This window comes from Arenibacter arenosicollis, assembly GCF_014397245.1.
Lineage (GTDB): Bacteria > Bacteroidota > Bacteroidia > Flavobacteriales > Flavobacteriaceae > Arenibacter > Arenibacter arenosicollis.
Window position 1 is genome coordinate 622,372 of record NZ_JACLHY010000001.1, and the last position, 14,927, is coordinate 637,298.

Genomic DNA, 14,927 nt, shown 5'->3' on the forward strand with positions numbered 1-14,927 from the left:
ATAAATAAGGATTATGAACAAACTAAAAACCCTTGTCGTAGGTTGTGGAAATATGGGAATTTCCCACGCCAGGGCCTATCACCAACTTCCTGAATTTGAAATTGTGGGACTTGTAAGCCGTAAGCCCCAAAGTAGGGAAAAGTTATCCCAGGAATTGGGAGGCTTGCCCACCTATGATAATTTTGATAATGCATTGAGGGAATCCAAACCAGATGTGGTATCCATTAACACCTATCCGGACACCCATGCCGACTATGTTAGAAAAAGTCTAAACGCAGGTGCCCATGTTTTTGTTGAAAAACCACTTGCCCTCACGGTTGAGGAGGCTGAAGATTTGGTGGCTTTGGCAAAGGAAAAAAATAGGAAAATGGTGGTCGGTTATATACTTAGGGTACATCCTTCATGGACCAAGTTTGTGGAGATTGCACGTACACTTGGCAAACCCTTGGTAATGCGAATGAATTTAAACCAACAAAGTTCCGGAGATAAGTGGTATACCCATAAACAGTTAATGAATTCCATGTCGCCCATAGTGGATTGTGGTGTTCACTATGTGGATATTATGTGTTTAATGACCCAATCCACACCCATCAGTGTCAGTGCCATTGGAGTTAATTTAACCGAAGAAATTGATGCCAAAATGTATAATTACGGTCAACTGCAAGTGCGTTTTAAAGATGGGTCCGTTGGATGGTACGAGGCTGGTTGGGGACCCATGATGAGTGAAACAGCCGTTTTTATCAAAGATGTGATTGGCCCAAAAGGTGCTGTTTCCATTGCTGACAAACCAAATGATGATTCCCAGGATATAGAAGGACATACAAAAACCGGTAGCTTAAAGATTCACTATAGCCAATTGGATAAGGAAGGACATTTTATTAAAAAAGATGACCATATTACCACGGAAGAAGAACCCGATCATGATGGACTTTGTTTACTGGAACAAGAATTTTTATTGAATGCCATTGTTAACGACCACGATCTGTCATCCCATTTGTTGGATGCTATCAATAGCCTGAAAATTGTTTTGGCAGCCGACGAGTCGGTTAGAACTGGACAAACTGTTACACTTTAGGTCAATCGGTTAAAAAATTACGATGTTCTATATATTCATAACAATTAGTTATATTTAATTCCTAAATACCTTATGGAATCACGGGCCAGAGAAAAGGCTTAATCTATATAAACCAACCAAAAATTAAAACAATTTTTAGAATACCCTACTAAGGGCCGAAGTTTTTGTAAAAGCATTATGAAGGAACAACTTATTATTGAAAAAATTGAACTTTTTAAAGTTCCGCCAAGGTGGCTTTTTGTTAAAATAACCACCAGAGAGGGGATTATTGGCTGGGGCGAACCAGTAGTGGAAGGAAAGGCAGATACTGTAGCCGCCTGCGTAATGGAATTACAACAATACCTCATCGGGAAGTCGGCCACCAATATTGAAGACATATGGCAAATACTCTATCGTGGAGGGTTTTACCGCGGTGGGCCCATTCTCATGAGTGCCCTATCAGGTATAGACCAGGCGCTTTGGGATATAAAGGGAAAATTCCTTGGTGTTCCTGTTTACGATTTATTGGGAGGAGCGGTGCGACATAAAATGAAAATGTACTGCTGGATAGGAGGCGATCATCCGGAAGTATTATTGGAACAGGCGCATGAAAAGGTAAAGGCCGGGTTCCAGGCTGTAAAAATGAACGCTACTGGAGGTATGGACTGGATTTCCACCTTGAAGGATGTTAAACAGGTAGCCAACAACATTAGATTATTAAGGGAAGAATTTGGAACCGATTTGGACATAGGATTGGATTTTCATGGCCGCGTACATAAAGGCATGGTAAAGCGACTTATAGATGAGCTGGCGCCATATGAACCCATGTTTATTGAAGAACCTGTACTTAGCGAAAATAACGATGCCTTAAAACATATTTACCCTTACACCAGTATACCTATTGCCACAGGGGAGCGTATGTTTTCTCGTTGGGATTTTAAGAAAATTCTGGAAGAGGGTGTAGTAGATATTATCCAGCCAGATCTTAGTCACGCAGGAGGTATTTCGGAGGTAAGGAGAATAGCGACCATGGCCGAAGCCTATGATGTAGCTTTGGCTCCGCATTGTCCCTTAGGCCCTATATCCTTGGCTTCTGCATTACATGTCGATTTTGTTTCTGCCAATGCCTTTATCCAGGAAAACAGTATAGGAATCCATTACAATCAAGGCTTTGATCTGTTGGACTACGTACTGAATCCAGAAATTTTCGATATCAAGGATGGGTATATTGAATTGTTTCAGAAACCAGGATTGGGTGTTGAAATGAATGAAGAAAAATTAAGGGAAGGTCAGAAAATTGGCCATAATTGGTCCAACCCTATATGGCGAGGACCCGATGGAAACTTTACAGAATGGTAAAAGAATAACCGAATAATACCAATAACCAACCAAAAAAACCATGACTTACCTTATCGCCTTAGTACTTTCCCTTGCCTTATTGATTATAGGTATCATTAAATTTAAAATACATCCTTTTTTTGTGCTCCTTTTTTCAGCTGTAGCTTACGGGTTTATGACTGGAATGGGTATTGAAGCCATTATCAATTCCATCAACAACGGATTTGGGGATATAATGGGTAAAATAGGACTTATAATCTTGTTTGGAGTTACCATTGGCAAGGTCTTGGAAAAATCGGGCGGAGCTTTTGTTATCGCCTCCAAAATTTTACAACTGATAGGTGCAAAATCTATCCACTTGGCCATGCTCCTTACAGGATATATACTTTCTATTCCTGTATTTGCAGATAGTGCACTTTTAATAATGAACCCCTTAAACAAGGTGCTCTCCTCCAAGGCAGGTGTTTCCTTTGCAGGTACCACCGCGGCCCTGGCCTTAGGTTTAACAGCTTCACATACTATGGTGCCCCCTACCCCTGGACCTATAGCTGCAGCCGGTATCTTGGGAGCAGATTTGGGAAGTGTTATGATTTGGGGTTTGCTGATCAGTAGTATTTCCTTGATTGCCTGTTATTTCTTTGCAACCAAATTAGCATCCCGAATTCATGTTCCTATAATTCTAGAGGCTGTGACTACCAAACAGGAACAACTGGCCCTGTGGAAATCCTTATTGGCCATTGTGATTCCCATTTTGCTGATTATTTTTAAATCGGTCATGGATTATCCGGAATTCACTTTTCAACCTTCAATATTTAAAACAATTATAGCATTTTTAGGCACTCCAGTAATCGCCCTTTTGGTAGGGGTCTTATTGTCCTTGGTTTTACCAAAAAAGTTGGACGAAAAGATTTTCTCCTCCACAGGTTGGTTTGGAGAATCGTTAAGGGAGGCCGCTCCAATTATTTTTATTACCGGTGCCGGTGGCATTTTTGGCAAGATGTTACAAAATTCAGGAATTGCCGATACCATTACCTCAGAGTTTACTGGTATGGAGTTAGGTTTGTTCCTACCTTTTCTATTGGCTGCCTGCCTTAAGACCACTCAGGGATCATCTACAGTGGCATTGGTGACCACTGCCTCCATAATAGCCCCTTTAATGCCTGCATTAGGCCTTAGCGAGCCTTTTATGGCTACAATGACCGTTTTGGCGATAGGCGCAGGAGCATCAGTAGTATCTCACGTAAACGACAGTTTCTTTTGGGTACTTACCCAACTTACCGGAATGAATGTAAAACAAGGCTATCAGATTCAATCTGCCGGAACTTTTGTTTTAGGTGTCACTTCCATGACCGTTATCACTATAATCGTTAAAATAATGACCTAAAATGAATAAAATAACATATGCTATCATAAGCTCCGTACTTTTCTTGGGGTCTTGCAAAGAAGTAAGCAAAAAATCTATACCTGCTGAAGATATTTCTTCATCATTTTCTATAGAAATACTTGATGACGAAGCGCGGCAGATTATTGATCCAAAATCGAAAATTGAGGTACTTGCAAGCGGATTTGCCTGGACCGAAGGACCGCTTTGGATAAAAGAAGGCAACTATTTATTGTTTTCGGACATACCAAATAATAAGGTCTACAAACTAGATCCAAAAAATAATGATACGGTTACCTACCTACATCACTCAGGGTTTTCGGGAACTGACTTTACAGGAGAAGAACCGGGCTCCAACGGTCTAATGCTTAATAAGCAAGGTGACCTAGTGCTTATGCAACACGGTAATCGTCAGGTAGCCAAAATGAATACACCCATAAATTCCCCTAAACCAGACTTCTCCTCCTTGGTTTCTTCATATATGGGCAAGAAATTGAATAGCCCCAATGACGGAACATTCGATAATAATGGGAACTTATATTTTACCGATCCTCCTTATGGCCTTCCAAAAAGAATGGATGATCCGGCCAAAGAGCTAGATTTTCAAGGAATTTATTGTCTGTTGTCTTCAGGGGAATTAATATTATTGGACTCCCTTTCCCGCCCTAACGGAATTGAAATAGCAGCCGATGGCAACACTCTTTATGTTGCAAATTCTGACGAGGAGCATGCAGCTTGGTACCAATATAACATTGAGGAACCAGGAAAAGTAAGCGATAAAAAGCTTTTCTATGAGGTAACCCATCTTATAGGAAAAAAAGGGCAACAGGGATTGCCGGACGGACTAAAAATTAATAGCAAGGGAATTCTATTTGCTACAGGACCGGGCGGTGTTTGGATCTTTAATCCCATGGGGAAAGCTTTGGCAAGAATCCATACGGGACAAGCCACCGCAAATTGCGCTTTTGATACGGAGGAAAAAAGACTCTACATAACAGCCGATGACTATATTTTGGCGGTTAATTTAAAATAATCTGGGCCTAGTCCTTAAAGACAGGGGTTTTGGCGAGCTCAATTAATCCGTCTTTGGATTCATCGAGATAACGATTGGAACGCAAATACCTATTTAAATTATACTCGTCATAATTAGGAGCATTTTTGTCCATACTACTAATATGCACCCTTCCGGCAGAGTGGATAAATTCATTGTTCCCTATCCACATACCCACATGGATTACACGTTCCTTGGTCGTAGCTGTTGCCGGTTTTCCAAAAAATAATAAATCGCCAGGAACCAACTTTTCAAAGTCCTTCTCAGTATCTACCTGTTTACCGGTATGTATTTGTTGCGAGGCGTCTCTAGGTATAACAATACCGTTTAAAAAATATATTGTTTTTGTGAATCCACTACAATCTACCCCTTTGGTAGAAGTACCACCCCAAAGATATGGGACTCCCATTAAGGTTTTAGAAGTTTCCACCAAAGATTCCTGATTGGGATCCAAAGCAGCCAACCAAGTATCATAATCCATAGCTTCACTTTTGAGAATATAAGCTTTTCTTCCGTCTGGATAAGCTACAAAATAAAACTCCCCTTCTTCCCCAATACGCTCCAATACGCCTCCAGCCACCATATCGGAAACCACTTGTGTATTCTTAACCGGTTCTGAATAGGAATGTCCTATGGTATTAGTGTAAATAACTTTTGGTGTGGATTTCCAAGTTGTATACTTCTCACTGGAAAGTACTTCTATACCTCCTCTGTCTACCCATGATAAATATTTATCCGGAGTTTGAATCAAATACCAGTCATCCTCTTCCTTCAATATCTTTACAGGGGTTCCCAAAGTGGCCTGGGTCACCAATTCCGACGAATGTGCAGGTTTACCCCTTAAATTTGCTACGGATATGGTGATTAATCCTTGTGTAGACCCCTCCAAATTGGATGCTGGCAATAATTGAATACTATCTATAAAGTCGATTTTATTTTCTACCAGCTTTTCTTTGAATGTATCAACAGCCTCAGGCAGATCGGACTCCCCTTTCAAGATATTTTCGTTCCCGCTTTTAACAAATTCAACATTAAAAAGAGCCACCCTTTTGTCCGGAGCAAATTCCTGTTTAATATCTTCCAACAAGGTATTAATGACAAGCTCTCCTTGGTCAACTTTGGGCTCACAGGAAAGGAATAATAAAACTCCTGAAATCATTAGAAAAAATATTCCCTTTTGGCAGCGATTCATGTAAATTATTTTAGGGTTGTGAAACGAAAATTATTTTGGAATCCGGAAAATTATAAAAATTTAAGGATTGTGGGGTACTACAATTCCTAAAATTAAATTTATGACTTATTTTTTGTCTAATTTTAGACACTGCAATGACGAAAAAATTAAAAACCATAGAATTATTTGCCGGAGTTGGAGGCTTTCGATTAGGCTTGGAAAGAACGAAAAACTACGAGATAATTTGGTCCAACCAATGGGAGCCATCTACCAAAATCCAACACGCTTCTTTGGTATATGAACATAACTTTGGTAAGGAGAACCATTGCAATATGGATATATCGGAAGTTCCTGTTACCGAGATTCCTGATCACGACATTTTGGTGGGCGGGTTTCCCTGCCAGGACTATTCCGTAGCCACCTCCCTGAAGAATTCCAAAGGTCTTATTGGAAAAAAAGGAGTGCTATGGTGGAGTATACACAACATATTGAAGGAGAAAAAAAACAAGCCAAAATACCTCTTTTTAGAAAATGTGGATCGATTGTTAAAATCACCCTCTAACCAAAGAGGGAGGGACTTCGCAGTAATGTTGAAAAGTTTGGACGAGTTGGGCTATGCCGTAGAATGGCGCGTTATTAATGCTGCAGATTATGGAATGCCACAGCGCAGGCGACGCGTATTTATTTTGGCTTACCATATGTCTACAGCAATCTATAAATCCATTAAATCATTAGATCCCTTAACATGGCTAATTAAAAATGGTACTATTGCCCAATCCTTCCCAGTTAATGGATTAACGTCTCAAATAACCAATTTAAACTTGGATGGGGATTTGATTACTATTTCCAATAATTTCAATTTGGAAGCAAAGCTGTCACCATTTCAAAATACAGGAATCTGTGTTGATGGTACTATTACCACTACAAAGACAACTGCTGATTATGAAGGACCAAGAACAACTCTTGGTGATATTCTACATAATGGAAAAATAACCGATGACTTTTTAATTGCTCCCGCAGATATATACAAATGGGAGTATCTAAAAGGTGCAAAAAAAGAATTACGCAAGGCCAAAAACGGATTTCAATATGAGTATGGGGAGGGGAAGATGGTCTTTCCAGATAATCTTGACAATGCGTCCAGAACCATAATTACAGGTGAAGGAGGAAAAAGTCCCTCACGATTTAAACATGTAGTAAAAACCCAGAAAGGATTAAGAAGGTTGACCCCTTTGGAACTGGAACGCTTAAATATGTTTCCGGACAATCATACCAAACTACAAGGAATAAGTGATACCAAACGCGCTTTTTTTATGGGTAATGCGCTTGTCGTAGGCGTTGTTGAACAAATAGGTAAAACCCTCTTTGCTAAAGTTAATATGTAACCCACAGTGATTAATTAAATGTTCTGAACAACAACAGTTTACACTTTTAAATACATTATAAACCTGTCCTTTTTCCTATAATTTTTCCAAAGCCTATTTTTTTGTTAAACTCTACTTAAATAACTGTTAATCAGCGTATTTATTTGCTCTTTGTCGATTTTTTTCGTAAATTACGACTATGATAAAAATTGAAAAGTCAGCTAACGAGGAGTTCATAAAGAAGTCCATTACCCATTTGGAAGCGCACGGTTTTGAAAAAATCAAGGCGGATTTAGAAGGTTATGATTGTCCAAAATCCTATTTAAAGAAGGGTAGTGACACCAAAATTACCCCGGATATTGTGGCTTTAAAAAATGGTAAAAAATATTATTTTGAAATCAGTTTAAAATCCGATAGACCTCTATTGTTAAAATCCAAATGGTTGTTTTTGGATACCCTAAGCAGAATGAATTCCAATCGCTTTAAAATTATAACCACAAAGGGGCATTATAAATTTACGGATAGTATGTTGGAGGACATTAATTTAAGTGACAAAACACCTATAAAAATTTAAATTTACATAGCTAGACTATATTCCATAAGAGCTGTAATTACAGCTCTTTTTTACGGACTGAACCGAAAAACCAAGCTTAATTGGAACTACTCCTTGATCATTGCAAGATGGGGAATACCGTCCTCCAAATATTCCTCACCAACTTTCTTAAAACCAAGGGAAGAATAAAATTTAGTTAAGTATTTCTGAGCAGAAATATGAATTCGGATAGAACCAAAATTTTGTTCTATAACAGCAATTGAAGCTTGCATAATTTGTAATCCAAATCCAAACTGACGTTCAGATTTTCTTACCACTACCCTACCTATACTTGCTTCTTTAAAATAGTCCCCCGCCCTAAAAACCCGGGTGTATGCTACAACTTTTTTATTTTTATATCCTATTACATGAAGGGCAAGTTCATCTTTTCCGTCCAAATCCTGGTATACACAGTCCTGTTCAATAACAAATACTTCACTTCGTAATTGTAAAATATCATATAGTTCCTGCACCCCAAGTTCATGAAACTTTTTTATTTCCACCTTCATAAATAAGGACAATTAATTAAAGCAATTATTTTATTTACAGGGAATCTTCTCTATTCTTCTTTCATGACGACCACCTTCAAATGAAGTATTCAAAAACGTTTTCACCATCTCCAACGCCTGGGGTAAAGAAATAAACCGGGCAGGTAAGCTTAAAATATTGGCATCATTGTGTTCCTTGGCCAATTGTACAATCTCGGTTGTCCAACATAAAGCCGCCCTAATTTTCTGATACTTGTTCGCCGTCATGGAAACTCCATTGCCACTTCCACAAATTATAATTCCCAAATCTACATTTCCTTCCTCCACTTCCCTGGCCACAGGATGTACAAAATCAGCATAATCAACACTATCATTGCCATCTGTACCATGATTTACTACATCTACACCCATAGATTTCAGTAACCCAATTATTGCAAGTTTATACTCGGTTCCCGCATGATCATTACCTATAGCTATTTTCATTGTTTAAGGTTAGTTATTAATGAATAAAGTAATATAATATATATATGAAATAAATACTCATATACACACAAATGTACAAATACCCATGGTTTCACCACAGAAATGACGTTATTAACAACATAAATTATAGAAAAAAAGAAAACCGTTGTTATTTAGTGGTTTAATGACAATGACTAATTGTTAACAAACTACTTATAAAAAGTAAATATTAAATTTTGTTTATCCGCTTTAATATTGCTTTACAAAATGTTATCCTAAAAGAATAATTTACTTCTTAGAATCTAATAGAAAGATATTAAATAATTAAACGAAGTAATTAACATTCCCATTGCATTAACTTTTCAATAATTTTATGTTGATATTGGTTGTCAACAAATATTAATAACCCATTTAAGTCATTGATTTATAATATTTAGTTGCTGTATAAATTGTCAATAAACTTATTTAATGGTTCAAAGCAAATTTATAAGTGCTTTTTTATATCCACTATAAACACACCATTATAATCACCATTTTATTTTAAATTTTAGAAAAAAGAAAACATATATATATAATAGATGTTGATAACAACATTTATTAAAGAAGATGGAAACTTAAAAATGGAAATTAAAGACAATGGATTATAATTCGTAATTTTCCAAAAATAAAAGTGTTAATGTCAAAGAATAATAAAAGAAACAAAAATCAAAGAAAAAACGAAATAACCAGAGGTATATTCACTGTTCTAGAAAAGGAGCCAGAGAAATCTTTTAACTATAAGCAAATTGCTGCTAAAATTGGAGTAGTAGAAGCCAATGATAGGAACACCCTTATTAAAAGATTGGTAGAATTAAAGGAAAAGAAGCGAATTTTGGAAGAAGGAAGAGGTGCTTATAAGGCCATAGCTTCAAATAAGACATACCATACTGGAACGGTCGATATAACAGGTAGGGGCAATGCTTACATTGTAATTGAAGGTTTGGACGATGATGTTTTTGTTCCGTTCAATAAATTAAAAAAGGCTTTCCACAAAGATGTGGTAGAGGTATATATTTTTCCTAGAAGAAAAGGAAAAAAATTGGAAGGTGAAATTACCAAGTTAGTATCCAGAAATAAGACCGCTTTTGTTGGTATTGTGGATATGCAAAAGGATTTTGCCTTTGTCCGTCCTACGGATTATAGAATGTATACCGATATTTTTATACCAAAAAATAAAATTTCAACGGCCGAAGATGGTGATAAAGTTATTGCAGAAATAAATGAATGGCCAGATAATGCGGATTCCCCATTCGGGACTATAACCCAAGTATTGGGAAAACCAGGGGAGCACAATACGGAAATACATTCCATTTTAGCTCAATATGGTCTGCCATACGAGTTTCCTACAGAGGTAGAAATGTTTGCCGACACACTGGATACCAGTATAAAAGAGGAAGAAATAGCTAAGAGAAGAGATCTTAGAGATACTTTGACCTTTACTATTGATCCCAAGGACGCCAAGGATTTTGATGATGCCCTTTCCTTTAAGATATTGGAGAATGGCAATTATGAGATTGGCGTTCATATTGCCGATGTTTCACATTATTTGGAAACTGGTACTATCCTGGATGATGAAGCCTATGACAGGGCAACATCTGTTTATTTAGTAGATAGGGTAGTTCCCATGTTACCGGAGGTATTATCCAATAATGCCTGTTCCCTGCGACCGAATGAGGAAAAATATACATTTTCAGCCATTTTTGAAATTGATGATAAAGCCGTTATTAAAAACGAGTGGTTTGGACGTACCGTAATAAATTCGGATGAACGATTTGCCTATGAAGAAGCTCAGCATATTATTGAGACAGGTAATGGTAAAATTCCACAGGAAATTTCTATTAGGGAAGAAGCTTATACCGTTAGTGATGAAGTAGTTAATGCTACCTTGAACATGGACCGACTTGCTAAAATAATGCGTAATCAGCGTATGCAAGAAGGAGCTATTTCCTTTGATAAAATAGAAGTTCGTTTTAATCTTAATGAAAAAATGGAGCCGGAAGGTGTTTATTTTAAGGAATCCAAGGATGCCAATAAACTAATTGAAGAGTTTATGTTGTTGGCCAATAGAAAAGTAGCCCGTTTTATAGGCAAGCAAAAACCAGTAAAAACATTTGTTTATAGGGTCCATGATGAACCTAATGAGGATAAATTAATGGCTCTTAATGGTATTATTTCACGTTTTGGACACCAGTTAAATTTTAAGGATAAAAAATCTATAAGTAATTCCTTAAATCAGCTTTTGGAGGATGTAAAAGGTAAAAAGGAACAGAATTTAGTGGATACCTTGGCCATTCGTAGTATGAGCAAGGCAATTTATACGGTGGACAATATTGGCCATTATGGGCTGGCTTTTGACTATTATACACATTTTACCTCTCCTATTAGAAGGTATCCGGATGTTATGGTACACCGATTGTTACAGCATTATCTGGACGGTGGGGAGAGTCCAAAAGCGGAATCTTACGAAGAAAAATGCAAGCATTCCTCTGATATGGAAAGTCTGGCCGCAAATGCGGAACGCGATTCCATTAAATATATGCAGATAAAATTTATGGAAGATCATCAGGACCAGGAGTTTGTAGGTGTAATTTCCGGGGTTACCGAATGGGGTTTATATGTTGAGATTATTGAGAATAAGTGTGAAGGAATGGTCAGAATTAGGGATATAAAGGATGATTATTATACCTTTGATGAAAAGGAATATGCCATTGTTGGTGAAAAAACCAAGAAATCCTATCAATTGGGAGACGAGGTTGTAGTGATGGTAAAGAGTACAGATTTAATAAAACGCCATTTGGATTTTTCCTTATTGGGAAAAAACGATTAAGTTTTTGTTTTGGAATGGAATTTGTTTAACTATTTGAGTTAGCTCGATAAAGTTGAAAGAATTATTGCCAATACATAAATACGTGTTACGGAATTTGTCCGAAAAGAATGTTTTTGGGTTAATGAATATTGACCTAAAAACTATAGCTCTATGATAATGGATCAAAAATTAATAGTGATGCTTTTGTTTGTGATTGCGACCCATTCATTGAGCTCGCAAAACGAAAAGGTAACTCAGAATTTACAGCCATTTAAAGAAGTTAAGGCTTTTGATGGTCTGTCTGTGAACCTTATAAAATCAGACGTTAACAAGGCTGTAATTACTGGTGCCAATACTGGTAATGTGGCTATTGTAAATAATGAGGGTGTATTAAAGATTCGTATGGAAGTTAATAAGCTATTTAGCGGCTATAGAACTTTTGTTGATCTGCACTATACAGATAAACTTGTTATTATTGATACCAATGAAGATGCCAGAATTTCATCCAAAGAGCCTATAAAACAGGATATATTGGAGCTTAAGGCACAAGAAGGTGGAGAATTGATTATTAGTGCCCAAGTAGATCAAATGCTAATAAAAAGTGTCACAGGTGGTATTATTTCTGCATCTGGTGCATCTAACATTCAAGATGTACAGATTAATACCGGAGGTATATATAAAGGAAAGGATTTTAAGACCAAATTCAGTACCATTAATGTAAACGCCGGCTCTAGGGCAGAGGTGTATGCAACGGATTATGTGAAGGCGGCCGTGAAGGCTGGTGGAGAGGTTATGGTATATGGTAATCCTACTAAAATGGAAGAGAAAACGGTTTTTGGTGGTAAAATTACCAGAATGTAAGTAAAAGAACTTTATGATCGAGGATATACAGGCGGCAATTCCATTGGGCTTTTTATTAAGCTTTATGATTGGGCCTGTTTTTTTTGTTCTTCTGGAAACCAGTGCAATTAAAGGGTTTAGAGCGGCATTATGTTTTGATATTGGTGTTATTGTTGCCGATATTATTTTTATTTCCTTAGCCTATTTTAGTAGTTTTCAACTGTTGGAAAATCTTAGTAATCATCCTGGACTATATGTTTTTGGTGGTACTATCCTATTGGTTTATGGACTTACCAATGTTTTTAAAAAAGAATCCCATAAACAGGAAACAAAAATTAGGATTTCCAAAGGGGACTACCTTAGTTTGTGCGTCAAAGGTTTCCTATTGAATTTTATTAATATTGGAGTACTTGTATTTTGGCTAGGTATTATTATTGTAGTGGGGCCTAGTTTGGATAATGATTCAAATAGAATAATACTTTTCTTTTCAGCTATGATCGGTGCTTATTTTGTTACCGATATATTTAAAATATTATTAGCTAAACAATTGCGAAAAAAACTGACCAAAAGGCGAATTCTATTGGTTAAAAAAGGACTTGGAATTATCCTTGTTATTTGTGGTTTGGTTTTAATAGTAAAAGGCTTTCTTCCTAAAGATCAATTAAATATAGAAAAGGGGATAGAGCTTATTAGGGAGTAGGCGGTTGTTTTTTTAGCTACCTGGACATTGTATAAAACAAAAAACCTTCATCAATTAAGATGAAGGTTTAGAGGCATCGAGCGGATTCGAACCGCTGTACAAGCTTTTGCAGAGCTCTGCCTAGCCACTCGGCCACAATGCCTTTTTGCAGTGCAAAGGTAATACTTTTTTTATGTTTCAAAAACTAAAACCCCGATCTTTTGGATTTAAGTATTATGGTTACTTCTTTAACATCCCCACCAATGGGAGGATTGATTTTGGAGACGGCAACTTCTACTTTTTTTGCTATGGATATTTCAGCAAAGATTCTGTGAAGTATCCGTTGAGCTACATGTTCCAATAGTTTTGAAGGAATGGCCATTTCTTCTTTTACAATATGGTTTATGTGAACATAATCTACAGTTTCACTAAGATTATCTGATTGGGATGCCTGTCTTAAATCGGCACTTACCTCAACATTTACCTGATAATCGCTCCCAATAATGGTCTCTTCTTTAAGACAACCATGATTTGCATAAACTTTTATATTGCTAACCCTAACTTTCCCCACCATATCAATAATTTCTTCAAAATTAAATCAATCTAAGTGCAAAAGAACGGAAATTATATAAATTTTAAGGAGTAATGCCGAACTTGACCTTAAGTAGCGGAAGTATTTTATGTATTTATGATATAACTAAGGCAGTAAATTAATAAGTACATCTGCAATTACTAATTCCTTGGAAGAGGTCTACCCCGATGGTTACCACATGGGTTCCTGTACTATATCCCAAAATTTCGTTTAATATAATCTGATAGGAATATCCGAAATAGAAATTGCTTTTCTTAAGTCCGGCCAAGGGAGCTATATATAATGGCCTACCAATTTGGTCATTTAAGAAACGGTAAGTAATACCTGCATAATAGTAATCCTCAAAATCATACCATCTGAATTTCAGGTTTAAATCGGCTTCCGACCTACCATCACTTTCAAATATTTTGTATAAAATGGAAGGTTCTATTTCCATATTACTGTTTCTGGACTTTTTGTATCTATATCCTGAATAAACATAGAAGTTTCTAAGCTTGCTGGGCTCATAGATGGGATCGAATATGTAAACATCCTTGTTGATAATGTTAGAAGCATTTACACTGAAATAAAATGCATTTTTTCTGTACAAAAGACCTACATCAAAATTATGGTTGGATGTGGACCGGTCATTGGTAACCCCGGGATCAAAACCTGCGTCAATAAATTCATTTACATCCAATCTAAATTGATTAAAATTATAGGAAATCCCAAAGGATAAAAACTCATCCTCATAGCGATTCAAGGTTAAATGGTGGGCAAAGGAAATCCGTGCTCCTTGTTGTTTTGTATACCCGTTGGAGTCGTTGTAAAGGAAGAGGCCTACACCAGATTTTTCCCCTAACCTCATATCCGCGGCCAGGGATTGGGTTCTAGGTGCGTCCTTAATGCCAACCCATTGTGCAAGTCCGTTCAACCTAATTTTCACATGATCGCCAATACCGGCATAAGTTGGGGATAGCACAAAAGGATTATCAGCCAAATATTGTGAAAGTTGAGGCGAATTAAGTTCTTGGGCACTAGTAACCAGGGTACTTAAAAGCAACAAATAGATTAATAGTTTACTGCGCATT

General features: G+C 37.0%; 14 protein-coding genes and 1 tRNA gene. 9 read left to right on the forward strand and 6 right to left on the reverse strand.

The genetic code is table 11. The features are described 5' to 3' along the window. The first annotated feature begins 13 nt into the window (after positions 1-13). From H4O18_RS02560 to H4O18_RS02575, 4 genes are all read left to right on the forward strand, one after another. Complete coding sequence (locus H4O18_RS02560; protein WP_187581525.1) at positions 14-1,075, forward strand: Gfo/Idh/MocA family protein; 1,062 nt, start codon at positions 14-16, stop codon at positions 1,073-1,075. Positions 1,076-1,252: 177 nt separating this feature from the next. After that, positions 1,253-2,413: a galactonate dehydratase gene (gene dgoD, locus H4O18_RS02565; RefSeq protein WP_187581526.1), complete on the forward strand. Its 1,161-nt coding sequence runs from the start codon at positions 1,253-1,255 to the stop codon at positions 2,411-2,413. A gap of 40 nt (positions 2,414-2,453) precedes the next feature. After that, on the forward strand, positions 2,454-3,776 hold the full coding sequence (locus tag H4O18_RS02570; protein WP_187581527.1) for a GntP family permease: 1,323 nt from the start codon (positions 2,454-2,456) through the stop codon (positions 3,774-3,776). Between the two features lies 1 nt (position 3,777). Beyond that, complete coding sequence (locus H4O18_RS02575) at positions 3,778-4,806, forward strand: SMP-30/gluconolactonase/LRE family protein (RefSeq protein WP_187581528.1); 1,029 nt, start codon at positions 3,778-3,780, stop codon at positions 4,804-4,806. 7 nt (positions 4,807-4,813) lie between these two features. Here the strand turns inward: H4O18_RS02575 and H4O18_RS02580 are convergent, their stop codons facing one another. Continuing rightward, positions 4,814-6,016 carry an SH3 domain-containing C40 family peptidase gene (locus H4O18_RS02580; RefSeq protein ID WP_187581529.1) on the reverse strand — a complete coding sequence of 401 codons (1,203 nt, stop codon included), beginning with the start codon at positions 6,014-6,016 and terminating at the stop codon, positions 4,814-4,816. A 134-nt stretch (positions 6,017-6,150) separates the two neighbouring features. Between H4O18_RS02580 and dcm the strand changes: the two genes are divergently transcribed. Together dcm and H4O18_RS02590 are read left to right on the forward strand one after the other, a co-directional pair. Further along, complete coding sequence (gene dcm / locus H4O18_RS02585) at positions 6,151-7,380, forward strand: DNA (cytosine-5-)-methyltransferase (protein ID WP_187581530.1); 1,230 nt, start codon at positions 6,151-6,153, stop codon at positions 7,378-7,380. Between the two features lie 178 nt (positions 7,381-7,558). Then, positions 7,559-7,933: a hypothetical protein gene (locus H4O18_RS02590; protein ID WP_187581531.1), complete on the forward strand. Its 375-nt coding sequence runs from the start codon at positions 7,559-7,561 to the stop codon at positions 7,931-7,933. 86 nt (positions 7,934-8,019) lie between these two features. Here the strand turns inward: H4O18_RS02590 and H4O18_RS02595 are convergent, their stop codons facing one another. Together H4O18_RS02595 and rpiB are read right to left on the reverse strand one after the other, a co-directional pair. Further along, positions 8,020-8,460, reverse strand: coding sequence for a GNAT family N-acetyltransferase (locus tag H4O18_RS02595; protein WP_187581532.1), 441 nt, complete (start codon positions 8,458-8,460; stop codon positions 8,020-8,022). A 30-nt stretch (positions 8,461-8,490) separates the two neighbouring features. Continuing rightward, positions 8,491-8,922, reverse strand: a complete 432-nt coding sequence (gene rpiB / locus H4O18_RS02600; RefSeq protein WP_187581533.1) for a ribose 5-phosphate isomerase B — start codon at positions 8,920-8,922, stop codon at positions 8,491-8,493. 655 nt (positions 8,923-9,577) lie between these two features. Here rpiB and rnr point away from each other — a divergent pair. The 3 genes from rnr (at position 9,578) to H4O18_RS02615 (ending at position 13,286) form a co-directional block, all read left to right on the forward strand. Then, complete coding sequence (gene rnr / locus H4O18_RS02605) at positions 9,578-11,767, forward strand: ribonuclease R (protein WP_187581534.1); 2,190 nt, start codon at positions 9,578-9,580, stop codon at positions 11,765-11,767. A gap of 156 nt (positions 11,768-11,923) precedes the next feature. Continuing rightward, positions 11,924-12,607: a head GIN domain-containing protein gene (locus H4O18_RS02610; protein ID WP_187581659.1), complete on the forward strand. Its 684-nt coding sequence runs from the start codon at positions 11,924-11,926 to the stop codon at positions 12,605-12,607. 13 nt (positions 12,608-12,620) lie between these two features. Next, positions 12,621-13,286 carry a LysE family translocator gene (locus H4O18_RS02615; RefSeq protein WP_187581535.1) on the forward strand — a complete coding sequence of 222 codons (666 nt, stop codon included), beginning with the start codon at positions 12,621-12,623 and terminating at the stop codon, positions 13,284-13,286. 71 nt (positions 13,287-13,357) lie between these two features. Here the strand turns inward: H4O18_RS02615 and H4O18_RS02620 are convergent. The 3 genes from H4O18_RS02620 to H4O18_RS02630 form a co-directional block, all read right to left on the reverse strand. Then, positions 13,358-13,428: transfer RNA gene (locus H4O18_RS02620), tRNA-Cys, on the reverse strand. A gap of 42 nt (positions 13,429-13,470) precedes the next feature. Then, positions 13,471-13,836, reverse strand: a complete 366-nt coding sequence (gene folB, locus H4O18_RS02625; RefSeq protein ID WP_187581660.1) for a dihydroneopterin aldolase — start codon at positions 13,834-13,836, stop codon at positions 13,471-13,473. A gap of 139 nt (positions 13,837-13,975) precedes the next feature. Next, positions 13,976-14,926 carry a PorP/SprF family type IX secretion system membrane protein gene (locus tag H4O18_RS02630; RefSeq protein ID WP_187581536.1) on the reverse strand — a complete coding sequence of 317 codons (951 nt, stop codon included), beginning with the start codon at positions 14,924-14,926 and terminating at the stop codon, positions 13,976-13,978. Between the last annotated feature and the right edge of the window lies 1 nt (position 14,927).